Source organism: Fulvivirga lutea (assembly GCF_017068455.1).
GTDB lineage: Bacteria > Bacteroidota > Bacteroidia > Cytophagales > Cyclobacteriaceae > Fulvivirga > Fulvivirga lutea.
Genome location: NZ_CP070608.1, coordinates 2,681,092 through 2,701,589 on the forward strand (window position 1 = coordinate 2,681,092; position 20,498 = coordinate 2,701,589).

Genomic DNA, 20,498 nt, shown 5'->3' on the forward strand with positions numbered 1-20,498 from the left:
TGATATTATAGTCCAATATTAATTCCAATACTATAGCTTCTTGCCTGACCCAATGTTCCGAAGTCTTCTCCTTGCGATGTGTTCAATGCTTCATCAGAATCTGTATTTGTGGATACTTCAGGGTCAAAGCCTAAGTAATCAGTCCAGGTAATTAAATTCCTCCCTTGTACGTAAATTTCAACATTTGATAATTTAGCTTTTTCAATAATTGACTTTGGTAAACTATAAGATAGCTTCACGTTCTTTAATCTCATGAAATCTCCATCTTCCAAATATTGAGTGCTAAATCTTTGCCATTGAGCATCAGGATCGCTAGGACCGGCTAAAGATGGTCTTGGAATATTTGTTATATCACCGGGTTGTCTCCAATAATTTAATGATTCTATACTTTGGTTTCCATAAGGCAAACCACTTTGCAATGACCCATAGTTTTGATAGGCATGCCTACTCTGATTAAAGATTTTATTACCTCCACTGAACTGAAAAAAGACATCTAATGATAAGCCTTTGTAAGTAAACGTGTTGTTAAATCCACCAAAGTAAGTCGGAATACCTGACCCAACAGCTTGACGATCATCTAAATTAATGATGCCGTCACCGTTAAAATCTTCAAATACAGCATCTCCCGTAAATGGGTCTACACCTTGAAATTTTATTAAGTACAATTGACTTATTGGTTTCCCTTCAAGAAGGACAAAGTTTCTTGATAATACCTGTCCATTATTAATTACATCCACAACTTCATTCTCAATGTGAGTAAAGTTTGCATTTGCCGACCACGTAAAATCACCTCTTCTTAGGATATTCGCATTTATACTGAATTCAAAACCTTTATTGTTGATTTCTCCTTCATTTGAGATAATATCTCTGAATCCTGTTGTGCCTGGAATATCTTGATCAAAAAGAAGATCAGTTGTTTCTTTTTCGAAATAATCGGCAGTTAAACTTATTTTTCCATCAAATAATGAAAAATCCAGGCCTAAATTCAGTTGAGTTGTAGACTCCCAACTCACAGTGGGGTTACCTAGTTGAGAAGCACTTGCTCCACCTGAACCATTATAGGAATCATCAAAACTATATATATTCTGTGATCTAAAGTTGCCTATTTCAGCATTTCCAATTGTTCCATAGCTGGCTCTCAATTTAAAATCACTAAATACATTGGCCAGAGGAGTAAAAAAATTCTCATTTGATAATCTCCACCCTAAAGAAACAGAAGGAAAGTTTCCTATTCTGTTGTCTTTACCAAACCTTGAAGAACCATCACTTCGGTATGTTAAATTAATTAAATACTTGTCTCTGTAATTGTAATTTATTCGACCTATCACAGACTCAAAACCAAAAGAAGTAACTGATGAACTTCCAGTTCTATTTGCAGCAGTGGAAATTGTTTGTACCCTATTATCAGAAAAACCAGTACCAGATACGTCTGAAAATTTGGCCCTTGATTCTTGCAGGGTATAGCCAGCTAATAAATTGAATCTGTGATCATTATTTAAAGTAAAATCATAGGTTAATGTGTTCTCATTTAACCACGAAGATTCACTATAAGTTGCATAAATACCTGAACCAACAGATGCCTGTTGACTTCCTATAGGTACGAATCCTTCGTCAATTAAAGAATTAATATCTACCGACCAGGATGATTTGAAATTTAAGTTTTCAATGATTTCATAAGTTCCTGATATGGTGGCAAACAATCTTGTTGTTTCAGATTCATTTTTATACTCATTCGCAATATAAACTGGGTTTTCTAATGCCCACCAGCCATTATAATCGAATGGATTGGAGTAAGAACCGTCTTCTTCAAATAAAGGAGCGGTAGGGTCCCAAGCTTGTGCATTAACAACTACACCATATTCATCATTTTCACCAATGGTGCGTTGATGATTCGTTCTGGAAACATAGAGGTTTGAACTTATTCCCAACTTTTCCGAAGCAGAGTGGTCTAAATTTAATCGACCTGAGATACGTTCAAAATTTTGTCCTAATTGAATGCCTTCTTGATCGAAATAATTCCCTGAAAAGAAAAACTTTGTTTTTTCATCACCACCTTGCGCGCTTAAATCCACATTATGCGCTATGGCTGTTCTCAATATTTCGTCATATGCATTGTACGTTGGTAAATTAGGGTCATTTGGATCTCCTAAAGTTGAATTCCAGTAGTTAGGGCCTAAACCATCAAACTCCGCAGCTGCATTCATAAATTCAATCCATTGTTTTGAACTCATCAATTCTGGAATGTTGTTGACCTTTGAGATACTAGTATTATAACCAATATTAAATTTGGTTTTTCCAGCTTTACCGCGTTTTGTAGTTATTATAATAACGCCATTAGCACCTCTTGATCCGTAAATGGCAGCGGCAGACGCATCCTTTAATACTGATATAGTTTCGATATCATTAGGGTTAATATCTGCTAATGGATTTAATGGTTGAATATTTGAGCTTAAAGCTGAGTTGTTTGATGCTACAAGTGGTATACCATCAACAACATATAGTGGTTGACTACTTGCTCCGAATGAGGTTACACCTCTGATATTGACAGATGCACGGGCACCAGGAGTAGCACTTGAAGTAGCAATATTTAATCCAGCTGTTCTACCTTGCAAAGCACCATCAAAACTCGAATTAGCAGGTACATTAGCAATTAATTCATTATCAACAGTCGATATAGAACTCGTAATATCTTTTCGTTTTTGAGTTCCGTAACCTACAACTACAACTTCTGAAAGTTGTGTGATATCAGGTACAAGTTGAACATCAATAACCGATTGATTACCAACAGTGATTTCTTCGGTTACCATTCCTATAAAGGAGAAAATTAGAGTGCTTTCAGGGTTAGGGGCTTCGATAGTATATGCACCATCAATATCAGTTACCGTACCTGAGGTAGTTCCTTTAATAACTACACTTACGCCAGGTAAAGGTTCACCATCTTCAAATGAGGTGACTTTACCACTCACTTTGGTTTGTGCAATTGCAGAAATGCTAATACACAAACACATAGAAAAGAGCATTGCTATGCGCTTCATATACATTAAGTTTAATTAGTTAATAAAAAGTAATAAATAGAGGATGACGTAATCGCTTAAGAGTCAAGCGAACATCAATAAGGAAATAGCAAAAATCTAGCAGTTGAAGATAGGCTGCAAATTCAGTAAACTGATTGGCTTGGCGCCTTTTGCACCTATTGGACGTAAAGATGTTTTTGGTAAACGATTCATCAACACTTTTTCGATGTTATTCCAATGATAAGTTAATTTTAACTTTAAGTCAAGAATATCAATCGTTTAAAATAATCACTTTTTTTCTTTCAATAATTTTCTCATTTCTTCCAATAACTAAATAAGTTCCTGATTTTAAGGTAGATACATCCATTACTTGCTCTTTAATATCTGTATTGGAATAAATTAAATTACCTAGCAAATCATAAATAGAATATGTCCAATGGGAATTGGATTCTAATTTGAGTCGTCCGGTTGTGCACGGATTAGGATAGACTACTAGATTATTTTGTATTGCGTTGTCAGTTGAAGTTATTACGCGATACTGAACTATTTCTGAATAGCATGACTCTATGGAGCCATCAACCGCTTTTATTCTATAAGAAATTAATTGATTGTTTATAAGATCTGTATCTATTGCACTTCGCATTTCACCCGATATTTCTGCTAGTATTTCAAACTCACCTTCATCTATCTTTTTCTCAAGAATAAATTTTTCAGGGTTTTGATAATCATAGTCAAATGTGATCACATTATCAGTAATAGTTAAATTGGTTGGTCTGGCCAATTCATTTGTGAATTGTATGTCTGATGATAATGAATTACCCAGCTTCAATATTGAATTGTGGACGAAAGAAACCTTCATCTGATCAAACCCGGCAACATTTCTTACATTACCTCCAGCGTTTACTTGTTGATTGGCAAAATCTCCACTTGTAGAAGTGTTTGTTACGACAATGCTTGAATAATTACCACCACCTGTTAGTAATGTCTCGTCATTTTCGTTAAAAATATCAACGATTGAGTTTCTATTAATTAATATTCCATGCTGAAGATTGTATTTGGCTAATCCGTAAAATATAGAACTCGTATTATTTTCGTAAAAATCTGTGGTTGAACTGCTGTAAGCATCAGTTATTACTAAACCATTGATTAGACCTATACCATCCTTAAATTCCAAATCACCAAAATATGAGTTAAAAGGGTCAGATAGATTGTTGGTTACCCACTTTTGCCCAGCGACCTTGGCATTATCACCTAAAAAGAAAGAAACCGTTTCATCAGCCAATAACTTGTCGGCAATAACCTGACCATTAGGGTTGTCTAGCAGAAACTGGCTAAGTACTTCCAAATCATTACCTACAAATAGAAATACATCAGTTTCTCTAATTTTATTTCTTAATGAGGCATAGCCACATTCTTCATCTGCTACGGTGCTTGGAATTAGAGTTACTTCAAAATTTAATGATTCTAAAGCATTTTTATATTCTTCTTCTATACTGCTTTCCATTTCTGAAACTACAATGGCATCGGCCTTTTCAAGAGTAGAAAGGATATCAAGCACACTATTATTTTCATTAGCGTTGCTGGATCCGCTAATAATTACTCTTGATCTTTTATAACTATCGACATTTGGAGAGGTGTTTTCTGTATAAGTATCAAGCTGTGTTTTTGCTGTTAGATCGTAAGAAGACTCATGCAGTAGTTGGGTAACTGTAATGTCTTTCTCATTTAATTTCCCATCTGTTTGATTGAGTGATGAAGCGCTAAATATATTTACTGCACCGGTTCCGTATACAGTACCTACATTATTTTCATCGATACAAAAAGCAGTTCTGTCGTCTACGCCAATACCACCTACCAACTCATTAGTAGCTTCGTACCAGTTGGCCATGAAAGCTATAAGTCTGGGAAACCTGCCTCGCTCAACGAAATGGGTATCAACGATGTAATCATCCAATAAATTAATGAAATCGTTTTTTAGTGTAATCTTAGAATCAAGAACATTGGCTAATGCCTGGTCAGGGTAGAGGGTACCGTTTTCTGCGGAGTAAAATGGATTAGAAATCATGGCCATTCCGGCAGAAGTTCCGGCAATGACTCCACCAGCGTTAAACTTATCTAAAATGGCATTTTGCACTTCACTGCCCTGGTAAGTGAGATAGTAGTTTGACTGATCTCCACCTTTAAAGAAGAATACGTCATATTCCATAAGGGTATTGTAAGTGTCAATGCTATTAGCCAGATCAGTGGTGTTAATAATAAAATTAACAGCATCAACAGCCCCTAGACTCTTAAAGTAGTCTGGCAGCCATTCCGGATCACTGCTTTCTGAAAATGATATGATGCCTACCTTTTTATTGGTTGACTGATCGACTGCCCATGAGTAAGGTTGGTTACTCCAACTCCAGGATTCGTCTCGTTCGCCACCACCACCCACAAGCATGAGTTTACCCTGAGCGTTTAATTTATTGATTGTGAGTATAAGAACTATGTATATTAGTAACTTCTTCATTGCATTTGAATTGATTGAAAGAATAAGAAATAAAAAGAGGATGCAATGATCTACTAACAGTCAAAAACTGGCTGTAGATTACGAAGTTGAATTGGTTTGGAGAAGAAATCAATTCTCATGATTTCAATTATAATCAAAAAAAATTTTAGAGCTAAACTAATTTGTTCATTTCTTTAAGTTTACTAATGAGCAAATTCAATGATGACTCTTTACCATCTAATTCAATAATTAGTTTTAAATTTTCTTGGGTAGTGCTGGAATCTGTAAATTTTTCATTTTTGGTTATACTGCAAAGTTCATCGAGTGTGATACCATATAAACCAGCAATTTTAACAGCCTGATCTAATTTAATAGGGGTTTTTCCACTTTCATATTTACCATAAGTGGTATAATCTACACCTATTTCTGATGCTAAATACTCTTGTGTAAAGTTCGCTTTAAACCGTAAAAACTTAAGTTTTTTATAAACTGTCATAAATATCAAAGATATCTATCAGGTTAACGTTATTATAGGAGAATTAATCTTGTAATATGAGTTTATATAGGAGTATAGAAGAAGGTTTATACTTAATAAGATTAAAAGATCATTAATGAACTTATTGTTAAACAATAATTGCTCTTTTCTGATTTAAATAGCTTTATTATTAAATTATATCATGTTTATATAATACAAAAAAATAATATTGTTTAATAAAGGGAGAAATAAAATTATATTTAGAGCAGAAAGGTTACATTCATCCATAATTTGTCCACCACCAAATTATTTTATAATGTAATATCCAGCTATGGCCAGTTTTGATAATGATGAATTGTTAAAAGTATTTTTCAATGAGTCTCCTGATGCCCTTTTTCTAATTAACACTACAGATTACGCTATCGAAATGTGTAATGACGCTGCTGTGCAGTTATTTGAAATGGATTCTGCTGAAAGCTTCCTATCGAAATTTGGTCATGATTATCATGTAGATGAATTTACGCCAGAAGACATTGCGCTTATACAACAAGCCCTGGATCGAAATCAGGTCTATCGCAATGAATATCACTATAAAACCGAAAAGGGAAAGTATTTCTGGGCGATATTTGAAACAAAAAGGGTCACAATTAATAACAAGGTATTTCAGTATGTCAGGTTAATAGATATTACAGAGGAGAGGTCAAAGAGAGATTCTAAAGAACTGGAATTGAGAAACCTTATTAAGGAGGCAAATCATCGAATAAAGAATAACTTATCATCCATATTATCTTTAATTCACTTATCTATAGGTAATTCTGATAATGAGAATGATACCAGGCTTCAAGAGTTGCATTCAAGAATATCTGCTGTTGCACTGTTGCATGAAAAGTTGAGTAAAACAGCTGATTCTAATATCAAAATAAAAAAATATTTGGTTGAAATTATTGAAAAGGCTTTAATGTTGCATCCAAGCATTAATATCTTAAAGCTTAATTTCGAAATTGAAGACCTTGATTTAGCCAATGAAGTAGCACTAAATTTAGGTTTAATTACAAGTGAATTAATTAGTAATACCATTAAGCATGCCTACGACCCTGAGAATCATAATTTTATTAAATTAAATCTCCAATCCAGCCAAGCAATGCGCAAGTACACATACACGGATAACGGACTGGCCAATATTAAACAGGTTAATAGGGGTTTAGGAGATGAAATACTCGAGGTATTAGCCTCCCAAATTAATGGTGAGATTGTTTCACGTGTGCCTGTGTTTAAACTTAAATTTTAGTTCTTGAGATGTAACCATCAACTTGCTCTTCAAGAACAGCCAACGGGATTGAACCATTCTTTAATATTACGTGATGAAATTCACGAATATTAAAGTCTTCTCCTAAAGCATCTTCTGCCTTTTTACGAAGTGCTTTAATCTTAATTTCACCGATTTTATAACTAATTGCTTGCCCTGGCCAACCAATGTATCGATCAATTTCAGTAGTTACTTCGTGAATTGAAAGGGCAGTGTTGTTGGCCATATAATCTAAAGCCTGTTGGCGAGTCCAACCTTTGTAGTGAATACCTGTATCTACTACTAATCGGCACGCACGCCACATTTCATAGGTATATCTTCCAAATAAGTCGTAAGGCGTTTCATACATCCCCATTTCTTCCCCTAAATATTCACTGTATAAGCCCCAACCCTCACCAAACGCACTGATATAGTAGTTGTTTCTGAATTCAGGAATGTTATCTAACTCACCTGCAATAGCCCCTTGCAAATGGTGGCCTGGTACAGCCTCATGTAATGTTAATGCCGGTAAAGTATATAATGTTCTGCTTGGTAAATTGTAGGTATTCACCCAATAAATACCCGCTTTATGTGCTTCCCAAGATCCTCCAACGTATCTACCGGTAGTATACGTAGGGGCAATGCTCATTGGCACTGGCTCAACAGTAAAAGGGAGAGAGTATAAATGATCAAATAATTTTGGCAATTGGCCTTCTGCCTTTTTGCTTAACCATGCTGCATAATTTAAAAGCTCTTGCGGAGTTTTAGGATAAAACTGCTCGTCAGTACGCAAGAATTTTAGAAAGTCTTCAAAGGAACCTTCAAATTTTAGTTCCTCAATAATTTTATCCATCTGACTTCTGATACGCGCCACCTCGCTTAGTCCAAGATTATGTACCGAATCTGGCGTTAATGGCAAAGTGGAGTAGTGCTTCACACGATTCTCGTAGTAAGATTTACCTTCTGGTACGAACATAATCCCCGGTTGTTCTTTTGCCGCAGCCATATATTCATTTCGCATTAATTGATCGAACTCTTTTAAGGTGGTATTGATAGCTATGAGTTCATTTTCAATGCTTTTCATCAATTCTGCATTCTCTGTGTCAACAACATTTTCCATTTTTTTTAGAGGCTGATATAACACATTATTTTTTAGGTCTAGCCAAGGCTGAAGTAGTTGAATGTTATTCTGTACAACGATCTTGGGTGCAACCACACCTAGCTCCAGGCCTTTTTTTACTAACGCAATGTTTTCTTTAAGTCTGTTATGATAATTAGGCAGCCAACCTAGATAATCGATATAGTGTTCAGTTTTATCGAAAGGTAAGTTGGGTATTACAAATGCCATTTGATTGTAAAAACCACCCTCTGCATTGAACGGGATGAGGTTCATCTTATAATTGACAGCATCAACCATATCCTTCAAACGAATAAGCATCACTTTTTTACTTATCAAGTCCTGTTCACCAAGAGACTCATTAGAAATGGCTTCCAATTGCGTGATAAATTGTTGAATATTCTCAGCATCTTTTATTTGGCTTGATTCAGACACAGAAGCCCACTCAGAATGCACATGATGTCCATAATATAGGCTGTCCTCAGGTGAAGAAAGGAAATCACTAATCTCTTCAAATAAAGAATGTAATTCTTCGTTTTTTGAAGTCGCAGGCTCTTCTTGGTTCGTTGTATTTTCTTTATTACATGAGAAAAGACCTAATAGTAGAAGCAGAGGGATTAATTTTTTCATTTTCAAGTTTAAATAATTAAGATGAGTACTTGCAGAGATTGTTTTATTTATTTTTATCTTACGAGATCATTTTTTGATGAGTGGTTGGCTTTGTTTATAAATTAAGAACTACTCACATTACTAACATGATTTTTAGAAGAAAAAGCAGTAAAGAAGAAGCCAAAAAGCTCGAGGAAAGTCACTTGAAAAACTTAATGGTATTGGCTAAAGCAGATGGCCATTTATCAGAAATTGAGTTACATCTACTAGAAGCTATAGCACATAGAATAGGGCTGACCAAAGAAGATATAAGTACAATTGAGCAACAGTTAGATAAAATAGAATTTGTACTACCGGAAAAGTATGACGATCGGTTAGAGCAGTTTGAAGATTTACTCACTCTAATGGCTATTGATGGTAATATTGACCCAGAGGAAGAAGAGATTTGCAGAAAATTTGGTAAGCACTATGAGCTGATGGAAGCTACAATCGAAAAAATGATTGATAAACATCGCTAATATATTAATGGCTATTATTTAATTGATGCGTAACTAACCACTCTTCAGCATCATCAAATGTTGTAAAAGCTTTGTTGTCAAATCCTCTTTTACGACTAATTTTTTCCCAAAAATCAGCTAGTTCAAAGTATCTATCAGCTACTAACCCGGCAATTCTTAACTCCTTAAATTCTTTGAGTTGGTTCTCATAAATTCTAACCAGATTGAAGGCTTCAGAAAGATTAAGATCAAATTGTACTTCTCGGTAATCACAAAGAATATTATTGCATTCAAATTTAATAGCAAGTTCGAGAACGTTTCGAGATCCCTCCAAAAGTTGATGAGTACTATTTTTTATACCACTAGCTTTAATTAGCAGATAGTTATCTCTTTGCTCAAATGAATAAGCCCCATTAGTCATCATAAGGATTAATGTAGTTAATTAATCAATTCAATACAATCTAAAAACCTACGCAATTACCACTTACTAGCTATTTTTTGCGCTCATGGAAATATATGAACTATTAAACGTTGCACAAGTATAAAGGCATAACCCAAACTCAACTACTTATGATACGCTTTTTCATTACCGCTAAAAGAAACATAGCGAGAAACAAAGTTTATGCTTTCATCAATTTCACAGGACTTTCGATTGGAATAGCACTTACACTGCTAATTTTCATTTATGTAAGAGAAGAAGTTAGTTACGATCAATTTCATTCCAAATCAGAGCGTATATACCGTTTAAATTATGCACTTCCTGCTCAGGGAATGGAATTAGCAAGCAGTCCTCCACCTATTGCTCCAAAACTTCCAGATTATTTTAATGATGTAGAGACTACTGCACGTGTTTTTGGTAGAAACGTGAGTATTAAAAGAGATGATAACCCGGAGGAAGTGTTTGAAGAAACGAATGTATTTTTTGTGGATACAACCTTTACAGACATTTTCGATTTGCAGTTTGTAGCGGGTAACCCGGAGTCGGCATTATCAGAAAATCAGGTGATTATAACGGAAGAGATGGCTGAAAAGTACTTCGGTAAAGATGATCCGATTGGGCAAACATTAAATTTTGCTAATAGAGTAAGCTTTTCAGTATCTGGGGTGGTTAAGCGTTTTCCATCCAATAGCCATATTTCATTCAACATGCTGCTGCCCTATGATAACATGTATGATCTGGAAAATGCTCAGGCAGCACAGATCATGCGCAATAACCTATCCACGAATTTTGTAATTAGCCATTCTTACACGTATGCATTATTAAAAGAAGGAGGGAACCCACAGACCGTAAATGACGGTATGGAGCAGTTTTTAAAAGATAATGCGAATCCAAACATGCATTTAGGTCAAGTTTTTACGCTGATGCCATTAGAGGATATTCATTTAAGTTCTACTTCATTAGCTGAGCCTTCAGCCACCAACTCCTGGTCGAATATCAACTTATTTATTGCCGTGAGTGTGCTTACTCTGTTAATAGCTTCAATTAACTATGTAAACCTGGCTACAGCTCAATCCTTTTCGAGGATTAAAGAAATAGGGATAAGAAAGGCGTTAGGGTCAGGTAAAGCTCAGTTGATTAGACAGTTTCTGAGTGAAGCATTATTATTTGTGATTATCTCCATATTGGTGTCCTACTTACTTGTGTATTTCGGATTGCCGATACTCAATGATCTTACAGGAAAGGATTTTGTTTATACTGAAGTTGTTGATTCACAACTTATAACCATTACAGTTATTATAACTGCTCTTATCACACTATTAGCCGGAACATATCCTGCGTTTTTTGTTACCGGATTTAATACCATTAATGCACTAAAAGGTAAAAAAATACAAGCTACAGGCGGAGGAAGCTTACTAAGAAAGTCGTTAGTTACATTTCAATTAACTGTAGCCAGCTTTCTTTTGGTTGGATCAATTTTAATCTATAAGCAACTCAATTTTATTAACAATAAATCTTTAGGTTTTGATAAAGATCAGGTGGTTATGATTCAGCTCTTCAGCCAAAACTTAAATAGCCTTTTTTCAGGTGCTGATTCCACTTTTCAAATGCGCTTGAAAACCTTTTCTGATAAGTTGGAATCACAGTCAAGCATCAAAGCAACAACTCGGGTATCCGCACCGATCGGTCAAGGAACGGTATATAGGGGGGTAATTCCGGAAGGATTTTCTCGTGAGGATAATATGATTATGGCCAATATAGGTGGTGATTATGACTTTTTAAGCACATTTGACATAGAGGTGATTGCCGGAAGAGCCTTAAGTGAAGAGTTCCCCTCGGATGTAGCAGGTGCTTATCTGGTGAATGAAACTGCGGTAAAAGATTACGGTTGGGGCACACCTGAGGAAGCGATAGGCAAAGAACTCAACATAGAAGGGCAGCAGGGTAAAGTAATTGGAGTGGTAAAGGATTTTCATTTTATTGGTTTAACACAGCCGTTAACTCCATTGTCTATTGGAATTAACTTACAAAATAGTCCGCTGCTGGCTGTAAAGGTAGTAGGTGATGATATTCAGAGTGTAGTTAAAAATATGGAGAATTCTTGGAATGAGCTGTTTCCAGAAAAATCATTTGAATACACTTTTCTAGAAGATGGCATTGCCAGGCAGTATGCTGGGTTCAATAATTTTGGGGATATGATCAAATACTTTAGCCTTATTGCCATTATCATATCGTGCTTGGGCTTATACGGAATGATCTTGTATACTACTCAAAGCAAGATGAAGGAAATCGGGATTAGAAAAGTATTGGGCGCAGGAGTAGGCACTATTCTTAAATCAATATTTAAAGAGTTTTCTATACTAATAATCCTGGCCTTTACAATTGCTATTCCTGTTTCATATTATGCAGCCGTTGATTGGTTGAATGCCTTCCAATATAAAATTGAAATTGATGTATTTACCTATCTGATTGGGCTGATTGTAATACTTATTGTAGTAGGGTTGACTATAGGGTATAATGCCACTAAAGCCGCACTAATTAACCCCGTAGAAACATTAAGAAACGAATAGATTAATTTTCAGCAAACAGGTCGGAACTTAGGTATCGATCGCCTCTATCGCAGGTAATACAAACAATTACTCCCTGACTGAGGCCTTTGGCTACTTCCAATGCTGCGAATAAGGCTCCACCGCTACTCATCCCGGCAAGAATTGCCTCTTCTGAGGCCATTCTTCTGGTCATGTTAGTAGCTTGTTCGGTGCTTACTTCTACAATGCTGTCAACACGATCGGGCTCATAAATTTTAGGTAAAAATTCAGGAGACCACCTTCTTATACCAGGTATGCTGGAGCCTTCAGTGGGTTGTGTGCCCACTATTTGTACGTTCTTATTTTGCTCTTTTAAATACCGGGAAACACCCATGATTGTACCAGTTGTCCCCATCGCTGAAACGAAGTGAGTTATATGACCTTTGGTATCTTTCCATATTTCTGGCCCAGTAGTGCGGTAGTGCATTTTATAATTATCGTCATTCGCAAACTGATTGAGCATGTGATATTCGCCTGAATCAGCCATTTCTTCGGCCAGAGTTCTTGAATACTCAATTGTTTTTTCTGCAGGAGTTAAAATAACCTTTGCCCCATAAGCAGTCATGCTTTGAACACGCTCTTTGGTAGAGTTGTCAGGCATAATTAGAGTCATATGCACACCCTTAAGGTTGGCAATCATAGCCAAAGCAATTCCTGTATTTCCGCTTGTTGCTTCAACCAATTTGTCTCCAGGCTTAATTTCGCCTCTTTCCAGTGCCCCTGAAATCATGCCATAGGCCGCTCTGTCTTTTACACTTCCACCAGGGTTCTGGCCTTCCAGCTTACAGTAAATCTTAACCATATCATTTTTATGGATATTAGTGATCTCCACCAAAGGAGTGTTGCCAATGAGCTGCTCAATATTCATAACTAATGGTTTTCGATACGTTGATTTATTTTTTGATTTTCCACATAAGTGAGTCGTGATTTTTGGGGAACGCTCTCAGTTATCCAAACATTACCTCCAATAATGGAATCTCTTCCAATGACTGTTTTTCCACCTAAGATAGTAGCACCTGAATAAATGACTACATTATCTTCAATAGTAGGGTGCCTTTTTGTTTTGGCATCTTCTTTTTTAACACTCAAGGCCCCGAGCGTAACACCCTGATAAATTTTCACATGATTGCCAATCAGCGTAGTTTCACCAATTACAACACCTGTACCATGATCAATACAAAATGATTTGCCAATTGTAGCTGAAGGGTGGATGTCGATGCCAGTTTTGCTGTGGGCATATTCAGATATTATTCTAGGGATAAGTTCAAGATTGAATAAAGAAAACTGGTGTGCAATGCGGTGAGCAGCAATGGCAAAAAAGCCCGGGTATGTTCTAATGACTTCTGTTTTTGATTTAGCTGCTGGATCGCCCGCAAACAAAGCCTCAATATCCTCATCCAGCATTAATTTAATGGACGGAAGGCTGTTCATAAAGCTTGAGGTAACATCTTTAATAGTAGGCTGGTCGCATGTATCTTTTTGAATAATTTCATGAAGTTCTGACTTCACATCCTGAATATGCCCTTTAAATTGATCTATATCATGAAAAGTTAAACGGGATAATTCAGGGTAGAGGATGTGCAATATAGATTCAAATAAATGAACTACTGCCGCAGGTTGTGGGCAATCCGAAGCCTTTTGATAATCAGAAAATAATTGATTGATGAATTTCTCTTCCACGAACGCTAATTGTTTTCTCAAACTTAACGTTAGTGAGCCTGAAATGATTAAAGAAATTAAAAGTTATTTATAACATCCAGGCTATTCTTTTGTATGTGTCATCAGAGGAGTTACCGTTCTCAATATTTCCCTGGATTGTTTTAATCAGTTCGTCCATTCTTTTTTTATCGTAACCGAATTTTGCACCAAATAAATTGCACAGCTTCATTTCTTCGTGGTGTATTTCTTTGTCAACAATCATCATATGAACAAGATCATAGAACTGACCAAATTTGTCTTCTGCTTTCTCAGGCACCTCAAACTCTACGGATTCAGGATTATTTTGAATCTCCTTTAATTTTGATTCAGATATTCCATGCTTTTTAGCAATAGATTGAAGCAGCTTGTATTCTACATCATCAAAGTTGCCATCTGCTGCAGCTATTTCAATCAAGTTTTTTATATGGCTATGAGCCTGACTTTTTCCTTGTTTGAAAAGGTTGAGTATTTCAGTGAACTTCATAGTGGTTAGGTGAGGTGAAAGATATCTGAAATATAAAATAATTAAATCATAAATAGAAGCTGTTCAGGCCATAAGTAATTGAAAATGTTCTAGATTAGAAGCATTTATGATCATTTCATTATTCAATCTGATTTTTAAATGGAAAGGGTGGAAGTTATTCACTCCTTGTCCTGCTGAGGCACATAACTGTGTAATGCTGGCAGCGCCACATACCAGTAATTGGGACTTTGTATATGCTATGGTGGCACTCAAGAAGCTAGGTCTCAAGCCACGATTTACAATAAAAAAAGAGTTTAATAAGCCGCTCATAGGGGCTTGGATTCAAAGTTTAGGCGCATTATGGATTGATCGATCTCCTAAAGTACCCGGCCAAAAAAGGAGAAGCATGATTGAAGTGATGGTAGAGCTCATTAAAGAATCGAAGGAACCACTAACCGTGTTGGTTACACCGGAAGGCACCCGATCTAAAACTGAAGAATGGAAAACCGGCTTCTACTACACAGCGTTGGAGGCAAAAGTGCCTATCTGTCTCGCTTTTATGGATTATAAAAAACGCATCACTGGAGTGGGCCAATGTTTTATGCCGTCAGGCGATATTAATGCAGACATGAAAATCATCATGGATTTTTATAAAAATAAGGCAGCCAAATTCCCTGAAAATTTTAGTGTTGATAAGCGATACTCTTAACATGATCAATATCATTTATTGCACTGATTAACGTTGTCAAGAATAATATCCAATGCTATTTTCTTTGTATAAAGAAAGTACGGTTATGGAAGTGGAGTCAATTCAAGATAAAATAAGCATAGTTCAGAACAGCTATGGAAGATGTCTGGCTTCTGGTGATGTGTTGGATACATTTTACCAGGAATTTTTAGGCAGCAGCCCAGAAATTAAGGAAAGATTTAAAAATACCGATTTCGAAAAGCAGAAGAAGTTATTAAAACATGGCATTAATCTGATGATTATGTTTGCTGCTGAGAATTTGGCTGGAAAAAGCGGATTAAAGCGAATTAGGGAATCACATGATAGCAAGCATTTAAATATCAACCCTAAATTATATGACTTGTGGAAATTCTGCTTGCTTCAAGCTATCAAGAGCCACGATTATAAATATAATAACCTGGTTGAAAGTTCCTGGAATAACGTGTTGGATAAAGGAATAAGGTATATCAAAGAGGGTTATTAAACGGTAGAGTGTTCTGGACAATCTACTCTCAGATTTTTTGTTTCCAATTGTTTTTTAAGTAAGCTGCATTTGTGGGTATCATCTTTGTTACCCACATAATGAAAGCAAGTGAAGCAGTTTCGTTCAGGAATTACTTTTTCAGTACTCACCAATTGATTTAAAAGAAGTAGGTTCGATTTTAATAAATTTTCCTGATCGTCATTTTTCAATTGCTGTATAGCATTGACCAAAACATTCGGGTACTTATTTAACTCTTTATTTAATTTCTCTCCCTCTTTGGTGAGTCGAATAAAACTGCTTCTCGTATCTATCTTATCTTTTTCCTTTACAACTAACTTTTTCTTGATAAGTGTATGAAGAGTTTCCGTTATTGTTGGTTTAGAAACCATAAACTCTTTGGCTAACTGAGCCGGTTTGCATAAGCTTTTATCATGATGTTCAATAAACAGCAAGATGTTTAATTGAAGGGGGCTAAGTTTATAATTTTTAGCAGTTTCCCACTGATAACCTTTGATAAGGTCGTGAATCTTCTCCAAACTGGCATAAACCTTAGCACTTACATTGTTCGATTGATGGTCAAGGTCAAAAATATTTTTCATGATGAAGTATGTTCATTTTCAAGTAACAGCTTCAGCTTATTCCTAATATCTTGTACGGAAGCATAGCCGAACCATTCACCAAATATATTTAATTCATCATCAACAATAAGAAACGTTGGAGTACCTCTAAAATGATTCAATGTAAATGTATGGTAAATATGTTGTAGGCTACTCAGGTAATTTGTCACCTTTTCGCGTAACAAATTTTGATCAAACTCAGACCAAAATTCAAAGTTTGGATTGGTTTTGCAAATGGAGATAATAATGTCTGGTGTGATTGCTTCATCCTTACTGATGACTTTATCCATCACTACATTAAAATTAATTGGATTTTCAAGAGTACTTTGATTCAAATATTTGGCGGTTTCACCTACTAAGGCACCATTATGCACCAGAGATTTTGTGTTCTCAAAATTATTTTTGTCAAAATCCTCGAAGGCGGTAGATATTCCCACAAACCCCACTTTGTTTTTAAACTCATCTTGCATGCGATGCATCAATGGAATCCCGTAGAGGAAGCATCCGGGGCAGTTAACCTGAAACAAAAGTATCAGGTTAACTTTTTCCAACCGAATGTCGTGGTCTATTACGTCATAAGATAGTGATAGCTTTCTCATGTTATTAGCAACCTTGCATTTCTATTATGAAATACCCCTGCTCACTGAATGATCGGATCATTTCAGGACTTGCCTCTTCAATGTGGCAAAACTGGCACTCTTTTGTGGTTATTGATTGTCCCTGCTGGTTTTTACTTTCAAGGTAATTTTGACCATAGATTAATACCTTCTTGGGTAATTCATTAGCGGGCACAACAATATCAAAGTGCATAAGATTACCATCCTTTTTCGTCACGTAAGTGTCATAAACTGCTGCTTGCATAATATTCTTAGTTTGATGATACAGTGTAAGGGAGTGATAAATTACCTGAAGCAACACTGTGTACCTTATATACGCCAAGCATTGGAAGATTTGTGTTACTTGTGTTTACTTTCATGAAAGCGGCAACCCCATCAAATTTAAAGTCTTGCTTAGCATGAATTCTATAACCGGGAACAATCACCTTAATGCTATTGCCTTTGGTAATCACAGGATATCCTGGAGAGTCCATGTACATGGGCATTCCCGGGTTAGTAGGCGGTAACACCACGCTTTTGTCCTCTTTGTTAAATTGCTTTACTGCTAAACCACCTTCAACGCGATCATCTTTGGTAAGCACTACCCAATGCGGATGCCATACAATACCGTCATTATCGCATTTTGTATCTTTATTTTCGTCCCATAGAGGCGTGTCGTCAAAATCGGGATGCGAAGTTAATGCTAGTGCTACTATGCCATCAGTATCGCTAAAACCTACTTGGGAAGATTTGAGCGTGGTTGGAAACACATAGCCTTCAACAGGAGCGCCATCCATTTGTCCTGCAGGTGTAGGAGTAGTTTTTCCTGCTGTGCCTTCTACTACAATACTAAATACAAACTGATCAAGTTCCTGATGATAATCAACAGTGGCTGATTGAATCATAAAGTCTTTGTTCTGGGCATGACATCCAACAGAAAAAGTAAGTGCTAATAATAAAATAATTGTTCTCATAAGTTTATTTGATTTGTTTAAGACAAATATAAAGTTAGAAATACTAACTAAAAATTAAATCAAAATAAAATTAGTATTACTAACTATAATTTTACTAAAATGTCAGATTAACGACTATTTCTTTTCCAAATCAGATTGGCTGTGGAAGAATCTTTAGGAATAAGTTGAGCCTCTTTTAATGCGAAAACAACATTTACAAGGGTTTTATCTGTTACCCAACTATCAGCTGCCCATTCTGTGCTGTGGTACCAGTATTCTGAATCTTTATAATCTAACTCATAACGTTTACTCACCATTTCAGGAGCGGAGCTGTTATTCATAAACTGTTCGCAAGAATTGTGTAGTACTTTCAGGAAAGTGTCGAGCACGTTAGGTTCTCTTTCGATAATTTCATTAGTAGCAGCGATCATAAAGCATGGCCAGGGTGAGTTAAATTCACCTATGCGTTTGAGATTGCCATTTTTTACAAATGGTTTAGTTGTGTATTTCTCCCAATAAAAAACACCGGTTTCTCTTTTATCGAGCGACTTAAGAGCTCCATGTATATCTTTAATTATAATAAACTGCTCTTCGCTCAGAGATTTGCCCTGCATCAGAGCATCAACAATTGGCATTAGATGTGAGCCTGAACCTTTACGGCTAATGGCAATTTTTTCAGTAAACAGTGCTTCACCAACTTCACTTTCATTATCAATAAAAGTATGAATGCCCCATGTTAACGGAGTCTTAACATAGCCGCTTATGATTTTTGAAGGGTTCCCTTTAATAATATCTGCAACAATGCCTTCAGTAAGTAATATACAGATATCCACTTCATTGTTTCTTAAGGCTTGGGTCATTGCTCCTGTTCCACCAGGATAATCTTCCCAAATAACTTCTATACCGTTCCGGGAAAAATCTCCATTTTCAATAGCCAGGTGTACCGGCAAATTAAAATGTTCTGGCACTCCGCCTACACGTAATCTTGTTTTGTTCATGAGTTTGTAAAACTAGATAAAAAAGAAACATGTATATCTTTCAAATTTTCGAACTGTCAGGCATTTGTCGTGGCTAATACATGCTCCTTACCCCATTCTGCCATTGAATGTAAAATTTGACCTAAACTTTTACCTAATCCAGTAAGCTCATATTCAACTCTGGGCGGAATCTCATTAAATTGTTTACGATTAATCAAATTGTCTTTTTCAAGTTGCTTCAACTGTTCTGTTAATACTTTACGAGAAAGACCAGGAATACGAGCTGAGATTTCACCAAACCTCCTTTTTTTATCACCTATGGCATAAATAATTATTGGCTTCCATTTGCCTCCAATTAGACTCATTGTGGCAGTTACAGGGCATTTAGATAAGTCGTTACAATCTTGTTTCATAGTTACATAAAGGTTCCTACTATTTAAAAGTTACCTATTGGTAACATGTTACAAAAGTAAACTAATATAAGTTACTTTGTGTAACTAATAACAATATAAATTTAAAAATATGATATTAATAACAGGAGCAACAGGAACCTTTGGAAGTCATGTGGCAAATCAGTTGATAAGCAATGGTGAAAAAATAGTGGTAGCCTCTTCAACAAAAGAAAAGCTAGAGTCGAAATTTGGAGGCAAAGCAGTCATTCGTTCTTTTAATTGGGGGGACAATGAATCTTACGATGCAGTTCTTAAGGACATTACAACGGTATATTTAATCGCGCCACCGTTTTCAGTTGGCTTCGATAAAAATGTAGAACGTTTTGTAACTGCAGCATCAAAAAATGGCGTTCAGCATATTGTGCTTACAACGGCCTTTGGTGTAGATCAGGCAAAAGGCACATCCGGCTATAACTCTGAACAGATATTGAAGAATTCGGGAATTAATTTTACCATTTTAAGGCCAAACTTCATATTTCAGAATTTCATTAATTATGATCTCGATTTCATTAAAAATGGTAAAATCTTTTATTCTGCAGGCAATGGAGCTACGTCATACATTGATGTAAGAGATGTGGCTGCTGTTTCAGCTATTATTTTAATGCATCCTGAAAAATTTACATCGCAAGAGCTTACACTTACGGGAACAGAAGCTTTGACTCACTATGAAATGGCTGACATATTTTCAGAGGTATTGGGAAGAAAGGTTGAATATGTTAATCCAACTGAGGAAGAATATAAAGCAACATTAAATTCATATAATGTGCCTGCAAATGTTTATGATTTTATGGCTACTTTATATCAAGGTATAAAAGCTGGCTATATGGCATCTGTTACTTCAGTTGTTGAAGATGTTCTGAATAAAAAGCCAAACAGCTTTAGGTCATTTGTAAAAGAAAATAAGAATATATTCAATAGTTGAAAATTCTTCGTTTTTAAAATTCATATGAATTTCAATATACAGCACTTATTAAAGAGTGCTGTTTTTTTATCCAATTAATTCTAAAAAATATAGGTGT

20 protein-coding genes are annotated in these 20,498 nt (G+C 35.8%); 6 read left to right on the plus strand and 14 right to left on the minus strand.

What is annotated here, in order from left to right; translation table 11 throughout:
* Positions 1-5 precede the first annotated feature (5 nt).
* The 3 genes from JR347_RS11985 to JR347_RS11995 all read right to left on the minus strand — a co-directional run bounded on the left by JR347_RS11985 (position 6) and on the right by JR347_RS11995 (position 5,998).
* Positions 6-3,035 (minus strand): SusC/RagA family TonB-linked outer membrane protein, encoded by a 3,030-nt coding sequence (locus tag JR347_RS11985; RefSeq protein WP_205720844.1) that lies wholly within the window; start codon positions 3,033-3,035, stop codon positions 6-8.
* Positions 3,036-3,285: 250 nt separating this feature from the next.
* Entirely contained in the window at positions 3,286-5,523 is a 2,238-nt protein-coding gene (locus JR347_RS11990) for a T9SS type A sorting domain-containing protein (RefSeq protein WP_205720845.1), read from the minus strand.
* A gap of 151 nt (positions 5,524-5,674) precedes the next feature.
* A complete protein-coding gene (locus JR347_RS11995; protein WP_205720846.1) occupies positions 5,675-5,998 on the minus strand; it encodes a helix-turn-helix transcriptional regulator in 324 nt (107 codons plus the stop codon).
* A 310-nt stretch (positions 5,999-6,308) separates the two neighbouring features.
* On the opposite strand from JR347_RS11995, the gene JR347_RS12000 reads away from it, so the two are divergent.
* Complete coding sequence (locus JR347_RS12000) at positions 6,309-7,265, plus strand: sensor histidine kinase (RefSeq protein WP_205720847.1); 957 nt, start codon at positions 6,309-6,311, stop codon at positions 7,263-7,265.
* Here JR347_RS12000 and JR347_RS12005 read toward each other — a convergent pair.
* Positions 7,255-9,009 carry a DUF885 domain-containing protein gene (locus JR347_RS12005; protein ID WP_205720848.1) on the minus strand — a complete coding sequence of 585 codons (1,755 nt, stop codon included), beginning with the start codon at positions 9,007-9,009 and terminating at the stop codon, positions 7,255-7,257. The two genes, JR347_RS12000 and JR347_RS12005, sit on opposite strands and share 11 nt — an antisense overlap.
* 125 nt (positions 9,010-9,134) lie before the next feature.
* Here JR347_RS12005 and JR347_RS12010 point away from each other — a divergent pair, with 125 nt between their 5' ends.
* On the plus strand, positions 9,135-9,506 hold the full coding sequence (locus JR347_RS12010; protein WP_205720849.1) for a tellurite resistance TerB family protein: 372 nt from the start codon (positions 9,135-9,137) through the stop codon (positions 9,504-9,506).
* A gap of 4 nt (positions 9,507-9,510) precedes the next feature.
* On the opposite strand, the gene JR347_RS12015 is transcribed toward JR347_RS12010, so the two are convergent.
* Complete coding sequence (locus JR347_RS12015) at positions 9,511-9,909, minus strand: hypothetical protein (protein WP_205720850.1); 399 nt, start codon at positions 9,907-9,909, stop codon at positions 9,511-9,513.
* A gap of 146 nt (positions 9,910-10,055) precedes the next feature.
* On the opposite strand from JR347_RS12015, the gene JR347_RS12020 reads away from it, so the two are divergent.
* A complete protein-coding gene (locus tag JR347_RS12020; RefSeq protein WP_205720851.1) occupies positions 10,056-12,494 on the plus strand; it encodes an ABC transporter permease in 2,439 nt (812 codons plus the stop codon).
* Position 12,495: 1 nt separating this feature from the next.
* Here JR347_RS12020 and cysM read toward each other — a convergent pair whose 3' ends face one another.
* Genes cysM through JR347_RS12035 form a run of 3 tightly spaced genes read right to left on the minus strand, consistent with a single transcriptional unit; the run spans position 12,496 to position 14,694 of the window.
* Positions 12,496-13,380 carry a cysteine synthase CysM gene (gene cysM / locus JR347_RS12025; RefSeq protein WP_205720852.1) on the minus strand — a complete coding sequence of 295 codons (885 nt, stop codon included), beginning with the start codon at positions 13,378-13,380 and terminating at the stop codon, positions 12,496-12,498.
* A 2-nt stretch (positions 13,381-13,382) separates the two neighbouring features.
* Positions 13,383-14,213, minus strand: coding sequence for a serine O-acetyltransferase (locus JR347_RS12030; RefSeq protein ID WP_235689644.1), 831 nt, complete (start codon positions 14,211-14,213; stop codon positions 13,383-13,385).
* Between the two features lie 46 nt (positions 14,214-14,259).
* Entirely contained in the window at positions 14,260-14,694 is a 435-nt protein-coding gene (locus tag JR347_RS12035) for a TerB family tellurite resistance protein (protein WP_205720853.1), read from the minus strand.
* Positions 14,695-14,800: 106 nt separating this feature from the next.
* Here JR347_RS12035 and JR347_RS12040 point away from each other — a divergent pair, with 106 nt between their 5' ends.
* Both JR347_RS12040 and JR347_RS12045 read left to right on the plus strand, forming a co-directional pair.
* Complete coding sequence (locus JR347_RS12040; protein ID WP_205720854.1) at positions 14,801-15,382, plus strand: 1-acyl-sn-glycerol-3-phosphate acyltransferase; 582 nt, start codon at positions 14,801-14,803, stop codon at positions 15,380-15,382.
* Between the two features lie 52 nt (positions 15,383-15,434).
* Positions 15,435-15,884 carry a globin gene (locus JR347_RS12045; protein ID WP_205720855.1) on the plus strand — a complete coding sequence of 150 codons (450 nt, stop codon included), beginning with the start codon at positions 15,435-15,437 and terminating at the stop codon, positions 15,882-15,884.
* On the opposite strand, the gene JR347_RS12050 is transcribed toward JR347_RS12045, so the two are convergent.
* From JR347_RS12050 to JR347_RS12075, 6 genes are all read right to left on the minus strand, one after another.
* Positions 15,881-16,483, minus strand: coding sequence for a MarR family winged helix-turn-helix transcriptional regulator (locus JR347_RS12050; RefSeq protein ID WP_205720856.1), 603 nt, complete (start codon positions 16,481-16,483; stop codon positions 15,881-15,883). The genes JR347_RS12045 and JR347_RS12050 overlap by 4 nt on opposite strands.
* Positions 16,480-17,100, minus strand: coding sequence for a hypothetical protein (locus JR347_RS12055; protein ID WP_205720857.1), 621 nt, complete (start codon positions 17,098-17,100; stop codon positions 16,480-16,482). The genes JR347_RS12050 and JR347_RS12055 overlap by 4 nt, the downstream gene beginning before the upstream one ends.
* A 4-nt stretch (positions 17,101-17,104) precedes the next feature.
* Entirely contained in the window at positions 17,105-17,362 is a 258-nt protein-coding gene (locus tag JR347_RS12060) for a DUF2024 family protein (protein WP_205720858.1), read from the minus strand.
* Between the two features lie 7 nt (positions 17,363-17,369).
* The gene (locus tag JR347_RS12065) at positions 17,370-18,071 is read right to left on the minus strand and encodes a hypothetical protein (RefSeq protein ID WP_205720859.1); all 702 of its coding nucleotides are present in this window, start codon (positions 18,069-18,071) and stop codon (positions 17,370-17,372) included.
* Positions 18,072-18,178: 107 nt separating this feature from the next.
* Positions 18,179-19,048: a type 2 periplasmic-binding domain-containing protein gene (locus JR347_RS12070; protein WP_205720860.1), complete on the minus strand. Its 870-nt coding sequence runs from the start codon at positions 19,046-19,048 to the stop codon at positions 18,179-18,181.
* Positions 19,049-19,104: 56 nt separating this feature from the next.
* Positions 19,105-19,440, minus strand: coding sequence for a winged helix-turn-helix transcriptional regulator (locus tag JR347_RS12075; RefSeq protein WP_205720861.1), 336 nt, complete (start codon positions 19,438-19,440; stop codon positions 19,105-19,107).
* Positions 19,441-19,549: 109 nt separating this feature from the next.
* Between JR347_RS12075 and JR347_RS12080 the strand changes: the two genes are divergently transcribed.
* Positions 19,550-20,401, plus strand: a complete 852-nt coding sequence (locus tag JR347_RS12080) for an SDR family oxidoreductase (protein WP_205720862.1) — start codon at positions 19,550-19,552, stop codon at positions 20,399-20,401.
* Positions 20,402-20,498 lie beyond the last annotated feature (97 nt).

Coding starts and splice junctions, on each gene's coding strand:
- JR347_RS12015 (WP_205720850.1), bottom strand. CDS start 9,909: ATGATGACTAATGGGGCTTATTCATTTGAGCAAAGAGATAACTATCTG.
- JR347_RS12020 (WP_205720851.1), top strand. CDS start 10,056: ATGATACGCTTTTTCATTACCGCTAAAAGAAACATAGCGAGAAACAAA.
- JR347_RS12060 (WP_205720858.1), bottom strand. CDS start 17,362: ATGCAAGCAGCAGTTTATGACACTTACGTGACGAAAAAGGATGGTAAT.
- JR347_RS12080 (WP_205720862.1), top strand. CDS start 19,550: ATGATATTAATAACAGGAGCAACAGGAACCTTTGGAAGTCATGTGGCA.
- JR347_RS12000 (WP_205720847.1), top strand. CDS start 6,309: ATGGCCAGTTTTGATAATGATGAATTGTTAAAAGTATTTTTCAATGAG.
- JR347_RS12005 (WP_205720848.1), bottom strand. CDS start 9,009: ATGAAAAAATTAATCCCTCTGCTTCTACTATTAGGTCTTTTCTCATGT.
- JR347_RS12010 (WP_205720849.1), top strand. CDS start 9,135: ATGATTTTTAGAAGAAAAAGCAGTAAAGAAGAAGCCAAAAAGCTCGAG.
- JR347_RS12050 (WP_205720856.1), bottom strand. CDS start 16,483: ATGAAAAATATTTTTGACCTTGACCATCAATCGAACAATGTAAGTGCT.
- JR347_RS12070 (WP_205720860.1), bottom strand. CDS start 19,048: ATGAACAAAACAAGATTACGTGTAGGCGGAGTGCCAGAACATTTTAAT.
- JR347_RS12075 (WP_205720861.1), bottom strand. CDS start 19,440: ATGAAACAAGATTGTAACGACTTATCTAAATGCCCTGTAACTGCCACA.
- JR347_RS11995 (WP_205720846.1), bottom strand. CDS start 5,998: ATGACAGTTTATAAAAAACTTAAGTTTTTACGGTTTAAAGCGAACTTT.
- cysM (WP_205720852.1), bottom strand. CDS start 13,380: ATGAATATTGAGCAGCTCATTGGCAACACTCCTTTGGTGGAGATCACT.
- JR347_RS11990 (WP_205720845.1), bottom strand. CDS start 5,523: ATGAAGAAGTTACTAATATACATAGTTCTTATACTCACAATCAATAAA.
- JR347_RS12035 (WP_205720853.1), bottom strand. CDS start 14,694: ATGAAGTTCACTGAAATACTCAACCTTTTCAAACAAGGAAAAAGTCAG.
- JR347_RS12040 (WP_205720854.1), top strand. CDS start 14,801: ATGATCATTTCATTATTCAATCTGATTTTTAAATGGAAAGGGTGGAAG.
- JR347_RS11985 (WP_205720844.1), bottom strand. CDS start 3,035: ATGAAGCGCATAGCAATGCTCTTTTCTATGTGTTTGTGTATTAGCATT.
- JR347_RS12055 (WP_205720857.1), bottom strand. CDS start 17,100: ATGAGAAAGCTATCACTATCTTATGACGTAATAGACCACGACATTCGG.
- JR347_RS12045 (WP_205720855.1), top strand. CDS start 15,435: ATGCTATTTTCTTTGTATAAAGAAAGTACGGTTATGGAAGTGGAGTCA.
- JR347_RS12065 (WP_205720859.1), bottom strand. CDS start 18,071: ATGAGAACAATTATTTTATTATTAGCACTTACTTTTTCTGTTGGATGT.